The 17,474-nt window shown below is 68.0% G+C and carries 19 protein-coding genes and 1 other RNA gene; 7 read left to right on the top strand and 13 right to left on the bottom strand.

Annotation, left to right across the window (positions count from 1 at the left end):
• Window positions 1-7 precede the first annotated feature (7 nt).
• From VGV37_RS14685 to ffs, 3 genes are all read right to left on the bottom strand, one after another.
• Window positions 8-331: a YbaB/EbfC family nucleoid-associated protein gene (locus VGV37_RS14685; RefSeq protein ID WP_326880448.1), complete on the bottom strand. Its 324-nt coding sequence runs from the start codon at window positions 329-331 to the stop codon at window positions 8-10.
• 1 nt (window position 332) lies between these two features.
• On the bottom strand, window positions 333-2,210 hold the full coding sequence (locus tag VGV37_RS14680) for a DNA polymerase III subunit gamma/tau (RefSeq protein ID WP_326880447.1): 1,878 nt from the start codon (window positions 2,208-2,210) through the stop codon (window positions 333-335).
• Between the two features lie 107 nt (window positions 2,211-2,317).
• Window positions 2,318-2,414: signal recognition particle sRNA small type (gene ffs / locus VGV37_RS14675), an RNA gene on the bottom strand.
• 143 nt (window positions 2,415-2,557) lie between these two features.
• On the opposite strand from ffs, the gene nudC reads away from it, so the two are divergent.
• Together nudC and VGV37_RS14665 are read left to right on the top strand one after the other, a co-directional pair.
• Window positions 2,558-3,493, top strand: coding sequence for an NAD(+) diphosphatase (gene nudC / locus VGV37_RS14670; RefSeq protein WP_326880446.1), 936 nt, complete (start codon window positions 2,558-2,560; stop codon window positions 3,491-3,493).
• Window positions 3,493-3,816 carry a YnfA family protein gene (locus VGV37_RS14665; protein WP_326880445.1) on the top strand — a complete coding sequence of 108 codons (324 nt, stop codon included), beginning with the start codon at window positions 3,493-3,495 and terminating at the stop codon, window positions 3,814-3,816. Before nudC ends, VGV37_RS14665 begins: the two co-directional genes overlap by 1 nt.
• 34 nt (window positions 3,817-3,850) lie before the next feature.
• Here VGV37_RS14665 and cueR read toward each other — a convergent pair whose 3' ends face one another.
• From cueR to VGV37_RS14650, 3 genes are all read right to left on the bottom strand, one after another.
• Window positions 3,851-4,252: a Cu(I)-responsive transcriptional regulator gene (cueR, locus tag VGV37_RS14660; protein ID WP_349256458.1), complete on the bottom strand. Its 402-nt coding sequence runs from the start codon at window positions 4,250-4,252 to the stop codon at window positions 3,851-3,853.
• Window positions 4,253-4,348: 96 nt separating this feature from the next.
• Window positions 4,349-5,221, bottom strand: coding sequence for a prephenate dehydratase (locus VGV37_RS14655; protein ID WP_326880442.1), 873 nt, complete (start codon window positions 5,219-5,221; stop codon window positions 4,349-4,351).
• Between the two features lie 47 nt (window positions 5,222-5,268).
• Window positions 5,269-6,018: a 3-deoxy-manno-octulosonate cytidylyltransferase gene (locus tag VGV37_RS14650; RefSeq protein WP_326880525.1), complete on the bottom strand. Its 750-nt coding sequence runs from the start codon at window positions 6,016-6,018 to the stop codon at window positions 5,269-5,271.
• A gap of 266 nt (window positions 6,019-6,284) precedes the next feature.
• Between VGV37_RS14650 and VGV37_RS14645 the strand changes: the two genes are divergently transcribed.
• The 3 genes from VGV37_RS14645 to VGV37_RS14635 are packed head-to-tail and all read left to right on the top strand — an operon-like array spanning window position 6,285 to window position 8,567.
• The gene (locus VGV37_RS14645) at window positions 6,285-6,833 is read left to right on the top strand and encodes a cytochrome c family protein (RefSeq protein WP_326880441.1); all 549 of its coding nucleotides are present in this window, start codon (window positions 6,285-6,287) and stop codon (window positions 6,831-6,833) included.
• 10 nt (window positions 6,834-6,843) lie between these two features.
• Window positions 6,844-7,629, top strand: a complete 786-nt coding sequence (hisN, locus tag VGV37_RS14640; RefSeq protein ID WP_326880440.1) for a histidinol-phosphatase — start codon at window positions 6,844-6,846, stop codon at window positions 7,627-7,629.
• Window positions 7,629-8,567, top strand: a complete 939-nt coding sequence (locus VGV37_RS14635) for a glyoxylate/hydroxypyruvate reductase A (RefSeq protein WP_326880439.1) — start codon at window positions 7,629-7,631, stop codon at window positions 8,565-8,567. Before hisN ends, VGV37_RS14635 begins: the two co-directional genes overlap by 1 nt.
• Before the next feature lie 7 nt (window positions 8,568-8,574).
• Here the strand turns inward: VGV37_RS14635 and VGV37_RS14630 are convergent, their stop codons facing one another.
• Entirely contained in the window at window positions 8,575-8,922 is a 348-nt protein-coding gene (locus VGV37_RS14630; RefSeq protein WP_326880438.1) for a MarR family transcriptional regulator, read from the bottom strand.
• 103 nt (window positions 8,923-9,025) lie between these two features.
• On the bottom strand, window positions 9,026-10,408 hold the full coding sequence (locus VGV37_RS14625) for a leucyl aminopeptidase family protein (protein WP_326880437.1): 1,383 nt from the start codon (window positions 10,406-10,408) through the stop codon (window positions 9,026-9,028).
• Window positions 10,409-10,613: 205 nt separating this feature from the next.
• On the opposite strand from VGV37_RS14625, the gene VGV37_RS14620 reads away from it, so the two are divergent.
• Together VGV37_RS14620 and aceB are read left to right on the top strand one after the other, a co-directional pair.
• The gene (locus VGV37_RS14620; RefSeq protein ID WP_326880436.1) at window positions 10,614-11,273 is read left to right on the top strand and encodes a glutathione S-transferase family protein; all 660 of its coding nucleotides are present in this window, start codon (window positions 10,614-10,616) and stop codon (window positions 11,271-11,273) included.
• 50 nt (window positions 11,274-11,323) lie between these two features.
• Complete coding sequence (gene aceB, locus VGV37_RS14615; RefSeq protein ID WP_326880435.1) at window positions 11,324-12,931, top strand: malate synthase A; 1,608 nt, start codon at window positions 11,324-11,326, stop codon at window positions 12,929-12,931.
• 28 nt (window positions 12,932-12,959) lie between these two features.
• Here aceB and VGV37_RS14610 read toward each other — a convergent pair whose 3' ends face one another.
• From VGV37_RS14610 to VGV37_RS14590, 5 genes are all read right to left on the bottom strand, one after another.
• Window positions 12,960-13,199, bottom strand: a complete 240-nt coding sequence (locus tag VGV37_RS14610) for a hypothetical protein (protein ID WP_326880434.1) — start codon at window positions 13,197-13,199, stop codon at window positions 12,960-12,962.
• Window positions 13,200-13,206: 7 nt separating this feature from the next.
• The gene (locus tag VGV37_RS14605; RefSeq protein WP_326880433.1) at window positions 13,207-13,578 is read right to left on the bottom strand and encodes a TfoX/Sxy family protein; all 372 of its coding nucleotides are present in this window, start codon (window positions 13,576-13,578) and stop codon (window positions 13,207-13,209) included.
• Window positions 13,578-14,900, bottom strand: a complete 1,323-nt coding sequence (locus VGV37_RS14600; RefSeq protein WP_326880432.1) for a C13 family peptidase — start codon at window positions 14,898-14,900, stop codon at window positions 13,578-13,580. Before VGV37_RS14600 ends, VGV37_RS14605 begins: the two co-directional genes overlap by 1 nt.
• 150 nt (window positions 14,901-15,050) lie before the next feature.
• Window positions 15,051-16,502: a hypothetical protein gene (locus VGV37_RS14595; protein ID WP_326880431.1), complete on the bottom strand. Its 1,452-nt coding sequence runs from the start codon at window positions 16,500-16,502 to the stop codon at window positions 15,051-15,053.
• A 98-nt stretch (window positions 16,503-16,600) separates the two neighbouring features.
• Window positions 16,601-17,467, bottom strand: a complete 867-nt coding sequence (locus VGV37_RS14590) for a DMT family transporter (RefSeq protein ID WP_326880430.1) — start codon at window positions 17,465-17,467, stop codon at window positions 16,601-16,603.
• Window positions 17,468-17,474 lie beyond the last annotated feature (7 nt).

Raw genomic sequence — 17,474 nt, 5'->3', positions numbered from 1 at the left:
GGTGTCCTTAGAACGGCAGCTTCATGCCGGGTGGCAGCTGCAGCCCACCGGTGATCTTCTGCATCTCGGCCGCGGCGTGGGTCTCGACCTTCTGCTTGGCGTCGTTGAACGCGGCCAGCAGCAGGTCCTCCAGCACTTCGACCTCTTCCGGGTCGACCAGCGTCTTGTCGATCGAGATCTTCCGGACCTCGTTCTTGCCGGACAGCACGATCTTGACCGTGCCGCCGCCCGACTGGCCGGTCATCTCGACCTTTTCCAGTTCGGCCTGCATTTCCGACATGCGCGTCTGAAACTGCTGGGCCTGCTTCATCATATTGCCGAGATTCTTCATCTCAAGCGTCTCCATCTTCTTCGTCGGGATCGAGGACCGGGGCCACGAACGGTCCCGGATCATCCTCTTCATAAAGCCCTGCGACGGGCGCGTCATCGAACACCGCACTCTCAAGCGCGATATCCGCGGTCGGTTCCGGCTCCAGCACCAGTTCCGCCGGCAACACCGGCTCGGGCGGCGGTTCCAGGTCGATGATCTTGTCGATGGTCAGCCCCGGGAAGGCCAGCAGCAGCGCCTTGATCAGCGGCGTGGCGCTGACCTCGGCCCGACGCTTTGCCTCCGCCGCCAGCACTTGTTCCTTGTGGGTCGGCTGACCCGGCTCGCGCGAGACGGTGATCATCCAGCGCTGGCCGGTCTGTTCGCCGAGGAACTGGCCCATGCGGGTCGCGAGGTCGCGTGGCGCCTCCGGCTCGGGCCTGAGCTCGATATGGCCGAACTCGTAGCGCACCAGATGCACCATCGCGGCGATGTGGTTGTAGAGGATCGCCTCGCGGTGCTGGGCGATCAGCTCCATGACCTCATGGAAGCTCGCAGGATGCGGCAGCGCCACTTCGGCGGTCGGTTCGAGGGCCGCGACCGGTTCGGGCTGGCGCGCGGCCATCGTCTGGCCACCCTGGATCGCCACCGGGCGGGGCGGGGCCTCGGCGCGCGGTGACGGACCGGCGGCGCCCGGCGGGCCGAGGCCGCCGGCCGTGCCCTGGCCGGCGCCGGAATTCTGCAGCGCCCTGATCAGATCGGCCGGAGAGGGCAGGTCGGTGACATAGACCAGGCGGATCAGCACCATCTCCGCTGCCTTCAGCGGGTGTGGTGCCATCTGCACTTCGGGCAATCCCTTCAGCAAGAGCTGCCAGGTGCGGGCAAGTGCTGCCAGGCCGAGCCGGGCCGCCAGCGCGCGGCCGCGCTCCAGGTCCTGGCCGTCGGCCATCGGCTGGGCCGAGGTGACCTCGGTCGTGCGCTCCAGCTTCAGGCGCGTGATGAAATGGGTCACGTCCAGCAGGTCCTGCAGTACCATCGCCGGGTCGGTGCCGCCGTTGTAGAGCACTTCCAGCCCAGCCAGCGCCGCCGGCGCGTCGCCGGCCATGACGTTCTCGAACAGGTCGAAGGTCAGGCCGCGGTCGGCGACGCCCAGCATGTCGCGGACGGCGGCCTCGGTGATGAGCGCGCCGAAGCCCAGCGCGATCGCCTGGTCGAGGATCGACAGTCCATCGCGCACCGAGCCGTCGGCGGCGCGCGCGACCAGCGCCAGCGCGCCCGGCTCGATCTCGACCTTTTCCTTGAGCGAGATCTGGCCGTAATAGGATGCCAGCGTGTCGAGCGGAATGCGCGGCAGGGTATAGCGCTGGCAGCGCGACAGCACCGTCACCGGCACCTTGTTGATCTCGGTCGTGGCGAACACGAACTTGATGTCCGGCGGCGGCTCTTCGAGCGTCTTCAAGAGCGCGTTGAACGCCGCCTTGGACAGCATGTGCACTTCGTCGATGATGTAGATCTTGTAGCGGGCCGAGACCGGGCGATAGCGCACGCTCTCGATCAGCTCCCGGATGTCGTCGACGCCGGTGCGGGACGCGGCGTCCATCTCGATCACGTCGGGATGGCGATCCTCGGCGATCGAGCGGCAGGCGTCGCACACGCCGCACGGCTGCATGGTCGGGCCGCCGGTGCCGTCGGGTCCGACGCAGTTCAGCGCGCGGGCGATGATGCGGGCCGTCGTCGTCTTGCCCACGCCGCGCACGCCGGTCAGCATGAAGGCATGCGCGATGCGCCCGCTGTTGAACGCGTTCGACAGGGTGCGCACCAAGGTGTCGTGCCCGATCAGCTGGTCGAAGCTGGACGGCCGATACTTGCGGGCAAGGACCCGATATTCGACTTGATTGCTCATGGGATGGGACGGGATGCCGGTGGCACCGCCGGGCGGGCAGGACGATCGGTCACGGTCGACACTGTCAAGAAGGGGCCCGCCGCCAAAGGTCGCTTGGACGAGAAAGGGTGGAAGACCGGCGACGACCCAAGTCGGAAACTCGTTGCGGCTGCTTCCTTCCGGACCTGACCGGGTTGGCGAGGGACCTGCCCACCACCAGCCTTCCAAGGGCATATATCGACTGTCTCGCGCCAAGGTGCAAGTGCGTTCGACCGATGGCAGGAATGGGTTGGCGGAAATGCCGGATATGCCGCTGCGACCGCCCATCGCCTTGCCGCTCGGACGCCGCCGTGCCATGGTCTGGTCCCATGAAGCGACCGAATTTCTATGCGGCGGGCGGGCTCGATCGGGTCGGTCCGTTGCGCAAGAACCCCGACTGGCTCAAGGCGCGGCTGACCGCGGAGACGAGCCGATTCGTGCCGATCTGGCGCGCTCAGCACCTGGTGCGCGACTCGGGTGCGGGCCCCGAGCCCATCCTGCTCGATCTGGCGACGGTGACACCGTTCCTGATGGCCGGCGCCGAGCCGATGCTGCTCGGTCTCGATGGCGAGATCGCGCATTTCGCGCTCGACCTCTCGGCTGAGGAAACGCCGCTCGACCGGCTGGGCTATGGCGCGCTCGCGCTCGACGCGGCGCCGAAATTCCAGGATCTGCGCGCTTTCGGTCCGCTCCTGTCGCAACGCACCGGGTCGCTGCTGGCCTATGCGCGGGGTCTCGCCCATTGGCATACCCGCCACCGGTTCTGCGGCGTGTGCGGCAGTCCGACGATCGGCGCCGAGGGCGGGCATGTCCGCATCTGCATCTCGCCCGACTGCAAGACCCACCATTTCCCGCGCACCGATCCGGCCGTGATCATGCTGGTGACCGACGGCGACAAGATGCTGCTGGGCCGCCAGGCGGTCTGGATGAAGGGCATGTATTCGACGCTCGCCGGCTTCGTCGAGCCGGGCGAGAGCCTGGAGGAGGCGGTGGCGCGCGAGGTCCAGGAGGAGGCGGGCATCCTGGTCGAGGACGCGATCTATCATTCCTCGCAGCCCTGGCCGTTCCCGTCCTCGATCATGCTGGGCTTCTATGCCACCGCAAAGACCCGCGAGATCAATCTCAACGACCGCGAACTCGAGGATGCCCGCTGGTTCTCGCGCGACTGGGTGCGCGACCATCAGGACGACGAGTTCTTCCGCCTGCCGCGCAAGGATTCGATCTCGCGCCGCCTGATCGAGGATTGGCTCGGGCGCGAAGACTGATGGGATCGGTCCCGGCCGCGATCGGTGCCGCGGTCGCCGAGATCGCGGGCTGCTACGCGGTCTGGGCCTGGCTGCGACTCGGCCGTTCGGCACTGTGGCTGGTGCCGGGTGTCGTCTCGCTGGCGCTGTTCGCCTTCCTGCTGACGAAGATCGACGCGCCCGCCGCCGGCCGCGCCTATGCCGCCTATGGCGGGGTCTACGTCGCCGTATCCTTGGTCTGGCTGCTGGTGGTCGAGCGGGTGCGCCCCGATCGCTGGGACTTGGCCGGGGCGGCGCTGTGCCTGCTCGGCGCCGGCGTCATCCTGTTCGCGCCCAGGAATTAGGTCGGGAAATATCGGGGCAGATCGCGCCTGAGCGTCAGTGGCAGCCGTTGCCGGCCGCGATGCCGTCGATGATCGGGCAGTCCGGCCGGTCATCGCCGTGGCAGCGATCGACCAGATGTTCCAGGGTCGCCTTCATCGATGCCATGGCGGCGATCCGCGCTTCCAGCTCGGCGATATGGCTCATCGCCAGCGCCTTGACGTCGGCGCTGGCCCGGCCGCGATCCTGCCAGAGGGCGAGCAGCCGGCCGATTTCTTCCATGGAGAAGCCCAGGTGGCGGGCACGCGCCACGAAGCGCAGCGTCTCGACCGCCTTGCCATCATAAGTGCGGTAGTTCGACTCGGTGCGCGTGGCCGGGCGAACCAGGCCGACGCTTTCGTAGTATCGGATCATCTTGGCGGAAACGCCGGACGCGGCGGCGGCCTCGCCGATCGTCAGGATCTCGGCCGTGCGGATGGCCATCTGTCGCTCCATCGAAAGGGTAAGCGACAGATGGGGTTGCCATCATGGGAAGGTCAAGGTGAGGGAAGCGCGCTACTGGCCCTGGGCCAGCTTCGTCCGCGACGGATGGGCGGGATAGGTCCCCAGCATCGTCAGTTCTTCGGTGAAGAACTTCAGCTCGTCGAGCGCCAGCTGCAGCCGACGCTCGGACGGATGGGCCTCGACGTCGGCGTAGAATTCCGTCGCCGCAAAGGTGCCGCCGCCCATGTAGCTCTCGAGCTTGGTCATGTTGACGCCGTTGGTCGCGAAGCCGCCCAGCGCCTTGTAGAGCGACGCCGGCACGTTGCGCACGCGGAACAGGAAGGTCGTGACCGCGAGGGCGCCGGTGAATTTCGGCACTTCCGGCTCGCGCGCCAGCACCACGAAGCGCGTCGTATTGTGGGTGGCATCCTCGATGCCGGCCCTGAGCGAGACCAGACCATAGATCCGCCCGGCCAGTTCCGACGCGATTGCGGCGACCGACGGGTCGCCCAGGCGTGCAACCTCGGCCGCGGCGCCGGCCGTATCGGCCGCGACCACGGGCGTGAGCTTGAGGTCGCGGATCACGTTGCGGCATTGCGACAGCGCGTGGACATGGCTGCGCACGGTCTTCAGCGACTCGATCGAGGCGCCGGGCACCGCTAGCAAATGGTGATGCACCGGGGCGAAATGCTCGCCGATGATCGACAGGCCAGAGCGCGGCAGCAGGTGATGCACGTCGGCGACGCGGCCGGCGACGGAATTCTCGATCGGGATCATGGCGAGATCGGCCTCGCCGCCGACCAGGGCCGCCAGCGCGTCCTCGAAGGTGCGGCACGGCAGGGTGCGCCGGTCCGGGTGCACTTCCTGGCAGGCGAGGTCGGAATAGGCGCCGGGCGAGCCCTGGAAGGAGATCGGGCCGGTGGAGGCATGGGATGAGGCGGGCATCGGTCTCTTCGTTCGGTCTGGTGGTCGGCCGGGAAATCCGGAAGGCTCTAACCCTTCAGCATCTCGCGCGCGCGCTCAAGATCTTCCGGCGTATCGAGGTTGAGCGGCACCGTCGCGATCTCGACCGCGTCGATGCGCATGCCGGCTTCGAGCGCGCGCAGTTGCTCGAGCTTCTCGCGCAGTTCGAGCGGGGCCGGCGGCAGGCTGACGAAACGCTGCAACGCGGCCCGGCGATAGGCGTAGAGCCCCAGGTGATGGTAGAGCGGGCCCGGCCCCGTAGGCACGGCGGCCCGGCTGAAATAGAGCGCGCGACCGACGCCGGCACCGTGCCAGGCGACCACCGCCTTGACCACGCTCGCCCGTTCCCGCTCGCTCGGGTCGGCGATTTCGCAGACCAGCGTTGTGATATCCACCGCCGGATCGGCCAGCGGATCCAGCGCGCGGCGGATGAACGCGCCGTCGAGCGTCGGCATGTCGCCCTGCACGTTGACGATGATGTCGTGGCGCCCGCCGGGATCGATCTTCTGCACCGCTTCCCAGACCCGGTCCGAGCCCGAGGGATGGTTGGGATCGGTCATCACTGCCGTGCCGCCCGCGGCTTCGACCGCATCCAGGATCGCCCGGTCGCCGCAGGCGACCACGACCGGCCCGATCGCGGCCTCGACCGCCCGGCGCCACACATGCACGACCATGGGAACGCCATGGATGTCGGCCAGCGGCTTGTTCGGCAGCCGCGTGGCGGCGAGCCGCGACGGGATGACGACGAGGGCGTCGGGCGAATTTGCGTTGGAAATCATCATTTTCCCTTGATTTTGCGGCGCTATGACGCAGGATTTTGCGACAGATGCCGTCGCGTGCCGGGGTATGGTTCCGGCGCGGGGCTGGGTGTTTTACGAGACGAGCACTCGACATTTGTCGCTCGACATGATGAAACCTCCCGTCCGTATCATCCTGATGGGAAACGGTCGTCCGCGTGCCGCACGATAATTCACCGGAGCTTTCGCGCGCACCCGATCGTTTCCGACCCGACCACCAAACTGCGTAAACCGTCAAGGGCTGCACCATGTCTTCGTTTGAGTTCAACAAGCTCGCGGCGTCGCTGCTCGTCGCATTGATCGTCGCGATGGTCACCGGCCTCGTCGCCGAGGGACTGGTTCATCCCAAGAAGCTCGAAACCGCCGCTTATCCGATCGCCGGCGGCGAATCGGCCGAGACGCAGACCGCCGCCGCCCCGGCCGCCGAGAAGCCGGCGCCGATCCCGGCCGAGCTCTGGGCCAAGGCCGATCCGGCCAAGGGCGCTGACATCGCGAAGAAATGCGCCGCCTGCCACAACTTCGACAAGGGCGGTGCCAACAAGGTCGGCCCGAACCTCTATGGCGTGCTGAACGGCCCGCGCGCCCATGAGGCGAGCTTCCAGTATTCGGACGCGATGAAAAAGCTGGGCGGCACCTGGGCACCCCAAGAAGTCGCGGCCTTCATCTTCAATCCGAAGGCCTACCTGCCCGGCACCAAGATGGGCTTCGCCGGCCTGCCGAAGCCGGAAGAGCGCGCCGACGTCATCGCTTTCCTGAACAAGCAGAGCGACAGCCCGGTCGATCTCACCAAGGAATGACCGGCCCGTCATGACACCCGCCGCTCCCGCCGTCCTCGACGCGGCCGCCACGCTCGCGGCCGACCTTGCCGATGCGGCGGGCAACGTCGTCCGCCGCTACTTCCGCCAGTCCGTCGAGATCATCGACAAGGACGACGCCTCGCCGGTCACCATCGCCGACCGGGAGGCCGAGGCGGCGATGCGCCGACTCATCACCCAGCGGTTCCCGGACCATGGTGTGCTGGGCGAAGAACACGGTCCCGACCGGACCGATGCGGAATGGGTCTGGGTGCTCGACCCGATCGACGGCACCAAATCCTTCATTTCCGGCGTGCCGCTGTTCGGGACGCTGATCGCGCTCCTGCACCAGGGCCGTCCGGTACTGGGCGTGCTCGACCAGCCGATTTCGCGCGAGCGCTGGCTGGGCGGACAGGGCCGTCCGACGACGTTCAACGGCCAGCCGGTCCGGGCGCGGGCCTGCGCGGACCTCGCGCGCGCCACGATCTTCTCGACCACGCCGGCCATGTTCGACGCGGTCGACCGGCCGCGCTTTGATGCGGTCGCCGACGGGGCGAAGCTGGTGCGCTACGGCGCCGATTGCTATGCCTATGGCCTGGTTGCCAGCGGCTTCGTCGACGCGGTCATCGAAGGCAGCCTGAAGCCCTACGACTATTGCGCCCATGTGCCGATCATCGAGGGTGCCGGCGGCATCGTGACCGACTGGCAGGGCAACGTGCCCGGCCTGACCAGCGACGGCCGCATCATCGCGGCCGGCGACCGAGCGCTCCATGCGCGGCTGGTCGAGCGGCTGAACTGATGGCGCGGCTCACCCTCGCGTTTCGCTCGCCGGGCGAAAATTTCGACAAGTGGCAGGCGGCGTTCGCGGCCCTCATGCCCGATCTCAGCTTCGTGCATTGGCGCGATGTGTCCGATCCCGGCGCGGTGGATGCGGTGATGTGCTGGCTGCCGCCCGAGGGCTGGCTTGCCTCGTTCCCCAAGCTCCGGCTCGTCCAATCGCTGGGCGCCGGCGTCGATCATGTTCTGAAGGACGGGCGCTACCCGGCCCATGTGCCGCTGGTCCGTCTGGTCGATCCGGCCATGACCCGGGCGATGACCGATTTCGTCACATTCCAGGTGATGCGCCTGCACCTGGGAGAGCCGACCTATCGCCGGCAGCAGCAGGTCGGGCTGTGGGAACCCCACGTCCCGCTGCGCACCGTCGATCGGCGCGTCGGCATCCTGGGCCTGGGCGAGTTGGGTACGGCGACGGCGGCGGCCCTGGTCAGGATAGGGTTCGACGTCGCCGGTTGGAGCCGGACGCCGAAGGACCTGCCGCAGGTTACGTGCTTTTCCGGCGAGGCCGGCTTCGCGCCGTTCCTCGCGCGCAGCGACATTCTGGTTTGCCTGCTGCCGCTGACGTCGGCGACCGAGGGCATCCTGTCCGCAGCGACCTTCGCCCAGATGCCCCAGGGCGCGGGCCTGATCAACGTGGGCCGCGGCGGGCACCTGGTCGAGGCGGACCTGCTGGCGGCCCTCGACAGCGGCCAATTGTCCGAAGCGGTGCTGGACGTGTTCCAGACCGAGCCGCTGCCCGAGGCACATCCGTTCTGGACCCATTCGCGGATCGTCGTGACCCCGCACGTCGCCGCCGTGACCAACCCCGCCACCGCGTCGCTGGTCGTGGCCGACAATCTGCGTCGGCTGCAGGCAGGCGAGGGCTGGCCCGACCGGGTCGATCTGGCGAGCGGGTACTGAACGGCCGCTACTTCGCCTGCTTCGCCGTGCTGACCATGATCTCCGAGAATTCGGTCAGGAAGACCGAGCCCTTGACCGTGCGCTGAACCAGCACGTTGCGCTTGTCGGCCTCGTCGCGCTTGCGTCGGGCCAGACCCAGCATGCCCAGACGGTCGAGGGCGCGGGTCACGGCGGGCTTGGAGATGTTCAGGATTTCAGCCAGCCCGCGCACGGTATGAGGCGGGGCGGTCAGGTACACGGTCAGCAGGATAGCCAACTGGCGGGCCGACAGGTCGGGGCCGGCGCGACGCACGCTTTCGCACAGGGCGCGCCGCCACAGGTCGAGCCCGTCCGGTCCTTTGAACTCGATCGCCATGGGTCGACCTGCCGCGCCAAAATCATCAATTCGTTTCGCCAACGAACCGAATGATGCGCGACAGGTCTTTCACAAGTGTTAACCCTTTGGAACGGCTGTAGGCTCAGCCGAACCGCTGCTGGATCAGGCGGAACAGCGCGCGCAGTGCCAGACCCTCGCCGCCCTCTGGGCGCCCGGCACGGGTCGCCTGGTTCCAGGCGAAGGTATCGATATGGATCCACGGCACCTTGGATCCGACGAACTCCTGCAGATACAGCGCAGCCGTGATCGCACCGGCGAAACCCGAGTCCGACGCGTTGTTGATGTCGGCGATCTTGCTGTCCAGATACTTCCGATAGGATTTCCACAGCGGCAGGCGCCACAGCGGATCGGCTTCGGCCGTGCCGGCCTCCAGAAGGTCGGCGGCGACCCTATCGTCGTTTGAAAACAGCACCGGCAGTTCCGGCCCCAGCGCGACGCGCGCGGCGCCGGTCAGGGTCGCCATGTCGATCAGCAGCGCCGGATCTTCGGTCACGGCCTCGGCCAGCGCGTCGCACAGCACCAGGCGTCCCTCGGCATCGGTGTTGCCGATCTCGACGGTCAGGCCCTTGCGCGTCTTGAAGATGTCCATCGGGCGGAAGGCATTGCCCGAGATGGAATTCTCGACCGCCGGCACCAGCACGCGCAGGCGGACCTTGAGCCCGGCCGCCATGATCGCGTGGGCGAGGCCCAGCACGGTGGCGGAGCCGCCCATGTCCTTCTTCATCATCTTCATGCCGGCCGCCGACTTGATGTCGAGCCCGCCGGAATCGAAGCACACGCCCTTGCCGACCAGGGTCAGCTTCGGCGCCGCCTCGTCGCCCCAGGTGAGGTCGATCAGGCGCGGCGCGCGCACGCTGCCGCGGCCGACCGCGTGGATCGTCGGATAGTTCTGCGCCAGCAGGTCGTCGCCGACGATCAGCTTGATCCTGGCGCCATGCGCTTCGGCGAGCCTGGTCGCGGCGGCCGCCAGCTCGGCCGGCCCCATGTCCTCGGCCGGGGTGTTGATCAGGTCGCGCGTCAGCGACAGCCCGTCGGCGAGGCCGGCGACCGCGCCGCGATCGGCACTCTCTGGCCAGACCAGCTGCGCGAACTTGCGCTTGGGCGCTTTGTAGCGGCTGAAGACGTAGGAACCGAGCGCCCAGCCGAGCGCCAGGCGCGTACCCGCACCCTTGCCGAACAGGCTCTCGCTGTCGAAGCCCAGCCGGTAGGTGCCTTCGGGCAGGCTGTCGGGCAGGCCCGCCAGAGCCCAGAGCGCATCGTCGGTCGACACCCCCTGGACCACCATCGACAGATGGCCGTCGGGGCCGGGGACGAGCGCGGTCTTGCCGGCTTCGCCGGTGAAGCCGGTGGCGGCCAGCCAGGCGCCGACGGCACCGGGGTGCTCCGTCTTCCAGGGACCGAAACTCTCCGTGGTCACGGCCACGATCGGAATGCCACCCACGCCGTCGATCAGCGTCTCAACCATCTTTGTTCCACTCCACAGCGAACCATTGCGTCCGGCGATCCTTGGATCCCGTGATGAGCGGCATCCTGCTCCCGAGCCCCCTCGATTGGGAAGTGGTCGAATGTGGACGGGTGGGTATCGTTACCGCTGCAACGGTCGATGGTTGCACGGGCTGCCGGAACCGGTCAAAACTGTCACCCAACCATCCGCGGAGGAACGTGACCCGATGGCAGACTTCACGATCTACCTCGGCAACAAGAATTATTCGAGCTGGTCGCTGCGGCCGTGGCTGGTGCTGAAGGCGGCCGGGCTGGATTTCGACGAGGTGGTCATCCCGCTCGACATGGCAGGCACCAAGGCGGAGATCCTACGCCATTCGCCGAGCGGCCGGGTTCCGGTGCTGCACCATGGCGACAGGGTCATCTGGGACGGGCTCGCGATTGCGGAATACCTGGCCGAGCTGGTGCCGGAACGGATGCTATGGCCGGCGGACCAGGTCGCGCGCGCGCTCGCCCGATCGGTCTCGGCCGAGATGCATTCCCACTTCAATGCCTTTCGGGACCACTGCCCGATGAACATCCGGTCGTCCTTTCCGAACCGGGGTGTGACACCCGAGGTCCAGGCCGACATCAATCGCATCGCCACGATCTGGCGGGATTGCCGCAAGCGGTTCGGCGAGGCGGCCGTCGGACCGTTTCTGTTCGGCGGCTTCACCATCGCCGACGCCATGTTCGCGCCCGTCGTCAGCCGATTCCGGACCTACAAGATCGAGCTCGACGAGGTCTGCCAGGCCTATGCCGATGCGGTCTGGTCGCTGCCGTCCTTCCAGGAATGGCAGGAAGCGGCCGGTAACGAGCCGATGATCGTCGAAGCGTCGGAGTTCTAGCGGCGGCCCTGGGAACGAGGCATCGCCCGAAAACGAACGAGGAAATGGAAATGACCAAGATCGACCCGCCGGCCGGCGTCGAACTCAAGGCGCCGACGGCACCCGGTCAGGAGACGATCCTGACCCCGGAGGCGCTCGCCTTCATCGTCGGTCTGGAGCGCGCATTCGGCGCCGAGCGCCTTCGCCTGCTGGCAAAGCGCGATGAAGTCCAGGCCTGGCTCGATGCCGGCAACAAGCCGGTCTTCCCGCCGGAGACCCAGGAGATCCGCGACAGCGAATGGACCGTGGCGCCGCTGCCGGCCGATATCCTGGACCGGCGGGTCGAGATCACCGGCCCGGTCGATCGCAAGATGATCATCAACGCGCTCAATTCCGGCGCCCATGTGTTCATGGCGGATTTCGAGGATTCGAGCACGCCGACCTGGGCGAACCTGATCGACGGCCAGGTCAATCTCCGCGACGCCATCGCCGGCACGATCGGTTTCACCGATCCGACCAGCGGCAAGGCCTACAAGCTTGCGGAAAAGACCGCCGTCCTGTTCGTGCGGCCGCGCGGCTGGCATTTGCCCGAGGCCCACCTGGTGGTCGACGGCCGGCCGATGAGCGGCGCGCTGTTCGATTTCGGCCTGTATTTCTTCCACAACGCCAAGGCGCTGCTCGCCAAGGGCTCAGGCCCGTATTTCTATCTGCCGAAGATGGAATCGCGCTTCGAGGCCCGCCTGTGGAACGAGGTATTCCTGCACGCCCAGACCGCGCTCGGCATTCCGCCGGGCTCGATCAAGGCGACCGTGCTGATCGAGACCATCCTCGCCAGTTTCGAGATGGACGAGATCCTGTGGGAGCTGAAGCAGCATTCCGCCGGCCTCAACTGCGGCCGCTGGGACTATATCTTCAGCTTCATCAAGAAGTTCGCGAACGACCCGGCGGCCGTGCTGCCCGATCGCGGCCAAGTGACCATGACGACCCATTTTCTGCGCTCGTACAGCCAGCGGGTGATCCAGGTCTGCCATCGCCGCAACGTCCATGCCATGGGCGGCATGGCGGCCCAGATCCCGATCAAGAACGACCCGGCCGCGAACGACGCGGCCATGGCCAAGGTCAAGGCCGACAAGGAACGCGAGGCCGCTGACGGCCATGACGGCACGTGGGTCGCCCATCCGGGCCTGGTGCCGATCGCGCGCGAGGTGTTCGACCGGCTGATGCCGGGTGCCAACCAGATCGACAAGAAGCGCCTGGACGTCGATGTCGGCCCGGCCGATCTGGTCGTGATCCCGGAAGGGACCAAGACCGAAGCCGGCCTGCGTCAGAACATCGCCGTCGGCATCGGCTATATCGAGGCTTGGCTGCGCGGTATCGGCTGCGTCCCGCTGTTCAACCTGATGGAGGATGCGGCGACGGCCGAGATCAGCCGCGCTCAGGTCTGGCAATGGCGCCGTCACGGCGCCACGCTCGACGACGGCCGCACGGTCGATGCGGCGCTGATCCGCAAGGTGCTCGACGAAGAGCTGCGCAAGATCGACAAGGGTCTGGCGCCCGAAGCGATCGCCCAGCATTGCTATGCCGAGGCGGCGGCCCTGTTCCTGCAACTGGTCGAACCCGACCGGTTCGAGACATTCCTGACGCTGCCGGCCTACAAGATGGTCGCCGGCGCGCATTGACGGCAGCGGGGGCGACGGCCCCCGCCCGTCACTTGCAGGCGAATTCCGCGATCTGCACGCCGTTCATCACCACGACGTCCTTGAGCTGCGCGCCCTTTTTATAGGGCGCGCAGGAAGTGGCGGCATCGGCCTGGGCCTTGGTCATGTCCGCGGCCGGCAGGCGCAGCAGGATGTCGCTCGGCGCCTTCTCGGCGTCGTCCCCGAAAATCAGCGAGCAGCCGGCGGATGCGGCCAGCAGCGGAAGGATCAGGGCAAGGCTCAGACGCATCAGTCGGTTACTCCACTTCACGGATGTCGCTTTGTAGGCCATGGCCCCGCGTGACGGCCAGAGCCTTGTCGGCCCATTCCGTCAATTCGTCCAGATCGTCGAACACGAAGCCCGGGACTTCGTAGTGATGGGTGGCGATGACCCGCCCATTCGATCGGGTATATTGGAACGGCGCCATGCCGGCTGCGACATAGTCGGGCCGGTTTGCGTCGTTGGTCTTGAAATAGACCCGCTCGCGCATGACCAGGCCGAAGATCGTGCCGTCGCGATACAACGCATAGCCGCTGAACAGCCGCTTGACCTCGATCGGTCCCCAGGCGCCCAACCGGATTTCGAGCGCCCCCACGATCGCGGGACGCGGCTTCTTCGGCCTCGCCATCAGTTGGTCCATCCCAGCACGATGCGGTCGTCCTCCGCATAGATCACGCAATCGAGCCGGCCGGAGCGGCATTGCGCCAGCGCGTCGCGTCGCGCGTCCTCGATCGTCGCGCCATGACCGACGCCGATTTCCTCGTGGCCGGGGCTGAGCGCCAGGGCCTTCGGCGTCTCGGCGGCTAGATAGCGTTCGATCTGCGGCCGCTGGTCGTCGCGGATGAACGGCGCCAGATCGACCGTCAATCGGCCGGTCCGGGCCAGCCGGGGCGGATGGAACGGCGCCAGGCCCGACGGCAGCAGGCGAACCGTCTCGGCGTCGCGGGCGTAGAGGATGCAGGCGCCGCCGGTCAGCCATTCGCAGCGCTGCAGCGCTAGGCGCGCGACATCGCTCTCGGTCCGCTGCCCGTCGCGACCCCGCGCGACCGGGACCAGCAGGCCCTGTGCGGTCATGGCGAGCGCCTTGGGCGGGACCGCGGCTGCATAGCGCGACAGGTCGTCATGCAGGCGCAGCCGTTCCTGGAAGGGCAGCGGCACCAGTGCCGGATCGAACAGGCCGGTGCCGGGAATGAACTGGATCGTATGCGGATCGGCCACAGGGCCGGGGCCGGCCGGGGGGGCTACGCCGGTCATGGCGGCGCCGAACGACGCCGTCGGCTCCGACGGCAGGGCGCCGATCTGGCGCTCACGCTGCGCCACGCAGGTCACGGCGCGGCCGAACACCTCCTGCCAACTGGCGGCTTCGCCGAGCGCACCCAGCAGGCATTCGTCGAAATAGGTGTAGCGAAAGCTGGCGCCGCAGCCGAACGAGGTCCTGCCCGCATCGGCCGCCGTCAGGATGATGCGGTTGGCACGCGGCATCGGCGGCTGGGTGAATTGCCCGGCGAAGCAGGCGGAGACGATGACCACGGTCGGCGCCTGGCCGCAGCCGAGCTCGAGCGCCCGGTCCAGTTGACTCGGCATCAGCGTGTCGTTCGAGGCCGAAAGATACAGGCCGTGCTCGTAGGCGCCGTGGGACGTCAGATAGACGAGGCAACTGCCGCCGGGTGGCACCTCGGTCTCCTGCAGGCGTTTCAGCAGATTGTCCCCGGTCGCGAGTTCGGGCGCGCGGCGCAGCGAGCCGCTCAATCGATGGATCTGCGTGGGCGGAACGCCGGCGGCGGCCAGGGTGTCGGCCACATAGCTGGTCGCGTTGTCGAACGCGGGCAGGCTGCCGTCACCGGCGACCAGCACGGCAACCAGGCGCTTCGGGTCGGTCGGACCGGCTGTGATCTGCGCAGCAGGCGGAGGCGGCGCGGTGGCGCAGCCCGCAAGCCATGCGAGCAGCAAGCCGACGAAAATCCGGCGCCCTCCCAGAAACCGGATCCAGCCGGTTCGCATCGTCGTTCGACCGCGCACCGAACGAGTTTCCCATCCATCGTGCAACAGATCGTTACGCTAGCAAAAATGCCGGGGCTTGTACGGGGTTTGCTGGCTAAATCAGGGTTGTGCCGCGAGCACGATGCGATCGCCCTCGGCATAGAGGACGCAATCCGCAGCACCTTGGGACCGGCAGCGGGCGAGCGCTGCGTCGGCCGTGGCGCCGGTGCCGATGGTTTCACCGATCGGCGACAGCGCCAGGGCTTTGGGGCCGAGCTGCGCCAGGTAGGTGGCGATCTCGCCGCGCTGCCCGTCGCGGATGAACGGCACCGTCTCCGCGGCGACCCGTCCGACCCTGACCAGCAGCGGCGGATGTTCCGGTGGCTGGCCCGAGCCCGCCGCGGCGGTCAGGTTCAGGTTGCGCGCGAACAGCACGCAGGCGCCGCCGGATTCATATTCGCAGCGCTGCACAGCGATGCGGGCAACATCGTCTGGCGTTTCGCCCCGGCCGCCGCCGACCCACACGACCGTGCCAGCGAAGGTAAGGGCCAGGGCTTTGGGTGACGGTGCATGGAGGTAATCCTGGGCGATGGGCGCGTTGTGGGCCTGCAACGTCGGGAAATAGGGCAGGGCGTCCTGGGTGAAACGCCCGATGCCTTGAAGGAAGCTCACTTGGCTGGCCGGCCCGCGCCGGGCGGCGTCGGCCCAAGGCGTGGCGAGGCCGGCCATCGACGGCCCGATGAAGCTTTGCGGCGCCACCGTCGGCTGGTTGACCAGGTGCTCGCGCCGGGTGACGCAAGCGCGCGTCCGGTCGAACACGGCGCCCCAGGTCGCAGCGCCGTCGAGCGCACCCAGGAAACATTCGTCGAACGTGGTGAAGCCGACGTTGGGACCGCAGCCGAACCCGCTGGCACCGACGGCCGACGCGGTCAGGATCAGCCGATTCGGCCGCGCCATGGGCGGGGCGGCGAAGGCGCCGGCGTCGCAGGCCGACACCACCACCACGGTCGGCGCGGTGCCGCAGCCGCCGATCAGGGCGCGATCCAGAATCGCCGGCGTCAGTTCCCTGTCGTCGGACAGCTTCAGGCCGCCGCCGGTCGGCGTGCTGACCAGATAGGCGAGGCAGGCCTGGCCGGCCGCGGTCGCCTTCAGATCGAGCAGGCGATTGGACAGCAGCGCAAGGGTCGGCGGCTCGACGGCACCCGGCAGGACGCTGATCTGCCCGGGACCGCTGTCCTGGCTGTGCGGACGGACGATCTCGCGCTCGTAGACGTCGCCGCTCAGGATCTGCTTGTCGGCACTCATGGTGCGGACCTGGTCGATGCCCAGGCCGGCGCCGCTCAGGACGTCGCGCATCTGCAGGACGGCGTTGGAATAGACGTGCCGGGTCGCGTCGCCGGCGGCCAGCAGCACGCGATAGTCCGGATGGGCCAAGGTCGCGGCATCGAGCGGCACGATCGGCTCGGCCGACGGGGCCGGCGGCAGGTCCGGCATCGGCAGGCGATCGGAGCGCCCGCCGCATGCGGTCAACAGGATCAGCAACGCCACGGGCAGCAGGCGGCGGACAGGCATTACACGCAACGATCCGAGCACTTGGGCGCACCTGTCCTTGAGCGGTCGCGATAGGCCATGTCGTTATAGGACGAAGCACGGGGCGGCACGCAATGGTTTCAGCGGGTTGCGACCAGGATGCCGGCCACGACAGCGCCCAGCCCGCAGAGCAGGGCTGGTCCGATCGGCTCGCCCAGCCACAGGCTGCCGACCAGCATGGCCGAAACCGGGTTGAGCGCCACGGTCACCGCGACCCGGGTCGGCGTCGTTCGGGCAAGACCGGCCGACCAGAGCCAGAAGGTCGCGGCACCACCGACGATTCCAAGGAAGCCGATGGCGCTCCAACCGGTGGCGTCCTGGGGCAGGCGAGGCCCGAGCGGGCCGCCGAACGGCAGAGCGAGCAGGAGCAGGAGCGCGCCCGCGGCCATGGCGAGCGTCGTGAAACCGAGCGCGCCGTGGCGGGCGATCGCTGGACGCGCCACGACATTGTAGATGGCACCGGTCAGGGCAGCCGCGACCATGATCAGGTCGCCGCGCCAGTATCCCCGGTCGAGGTCTGCCGCCCCGCCGCCGAGGGCGACGGCCACGCCGGCGATGGCGAGCGCGATGCCGGCAAACTTTCGTCCCGTCAGCCGCTCCACCCCCGTGAGGGCGGCGATCGCCAGGGTCAGGAGCGGCAGGCTGGACAGCGCCAAGGCGCCGCGCGAGGCCGTCGTGTGCACCAGGGCCAGATTGAGCAAGGTCGGAAACAGTGCGAAGAACAATCCGCCCAGCAAAACGATCTGCGGCCAATCACGAGTCGCCGGCAGCCGGAACCCCGGCCGGAGCAGCAGCAGGGCGAGGCAGAGCGCACCGATGCCATAGCGGAAGAGCGCGAGCAGGATCGGATCGGTCGTGCCGACGACCAGGCGGATCGTGACCAGCGACAGGCCGCCGATCAGGCTCGACGCCGCCGCGGCAGCCACACCCAGACGCTCTTCGTTCATACCGCCT

Source organism: Aliidongia sp., from assembly GCF_035943795.1.
In the GTDB taxonomy this organism is placed as follows: Bacteria; Pseudomonadota; Alphaproteobacteria; order ATCC43930; family CGMCC-115725; genus Aliidongia.
Note: the sequence above shows the minus strand (reverse complement) of the source record. Positions and strands in the feature narration are given on the sequence as shown.

Coding starts and splice junctions, on each gene's coding strand:
- VGV37_RS14630 (WP_326880438.1), bottom strand. CDS start 8,922: ATGGCGATCGAGTTCAAAGGACCGGACGGGCTCGACCTGTGGCGGCGC.
- hisN (WP_326880440.1), top strand. CDS start 6,844: ATGACACCCGCCGCTCCCGCCGTCCTCGACGCGGCCGCCACGCTCGCG.
- VGV37_RS14680 (WP_326880447.1), bottom strand. CDS start 2,210: ATGAGCAATCAAGTCGAATATCGGGTCCTTGCCCGCAAGTATCGGCCG.
- VGV37_RS14590 (WP_326880430.1), bottom strand. CDS start 17,467: ATGAACGAAGAGCGTCTGGGTGTGGCTGCCGCGGCGGCGTCGAGCCTG.
- VGV37_RS14635 (WP_326880439.1), top strand. CDS start 7,629: ATGGCGCGGCTCACCCTCGCGTTTCGCTCGCCGGGCGAAAATTTCGAC.
- VGV37_RS14685 (WP_326880448.1), bottom strand. CDS start 331: ATGAAGAATCTCGGCAATATGATGAAGCAGGCCCAGCAGTTTCAGACG.
- nudC (WP_326880446.1), top strand. CDS start 2,558: ATGAAGCGACCGAATTTCTATGCGGCGGGCGGGCTCGATCGGGTCGGT.
- VGV37_RS14645 (WP_326880441.1), top strand. CDS start 6,285: ATGTCTTCGTTTGAGTTCAACAAGCTCGCGGCGTCGCTGCTCGTCGCA.
- VGV37_RS14610 (WP_326880434.1), bottom strand. CDS start 13,199: ATGCGTCTGAGCCTTGCCCTGATCCTTCCGCTGCTGGCCGCATCCGCC.
- VGV37_RS14595 (WP_326880431.1), bottom strand. CDS start 16,502: ATGCCTGTCCGCCGCCTGCTGCCCGTGGCGTTGCTGATCCTGTTGACC.
- aceB (WP_326880435.1), top strand. CDS start 11,324: ATGACCAAGATCGACCCGCCGGCCGGCGTCGAACTCAAGGCGCCGACG.
- VGV37_RS14620 (WP_326880436.1), top strand. CDS start 10,614: ATGGCAGACTTCACGATCTACCTCGGCAACAAGAATTATTCGAGCTGG.
- VGV37_RS14655 (WP_326880442.1), bottom strand. CDS start 5,221: ATGCCCGCCTCATCCCATGCCTCCACCGGCCCGATCTCCTTCCAGGGC.
- VGV37_RS14625 (WP_326880437.1), bottom strand. CDS start 10,408: ATGGTTGAGACGCTGATCGACGGCGTGGGTGGCATTCCGATCGTGGCC.
- VGV37_RS14665 (WP_326880445.1), top strand. CDS start 3,493: ATGGGATCGGTCCCGGCCGCGATCGGTGCCGCGGTCGCCGAGATCGCG.
- VGV37_RS14605 (WP_326880433.1), bottom strand. CDS start 13,578: ATGGCGAGGCCGAAGAAGCCGCGTCCCGCGATCGTGGGGGCGCTCGAA.
- VGV37_RS14650 (WP_326880525.1), bottom strand. CDS start 6,018: ATGATTTCCAACGCAAATTCGCCCGACGCCCTCGTCGTCATCCCGTCG.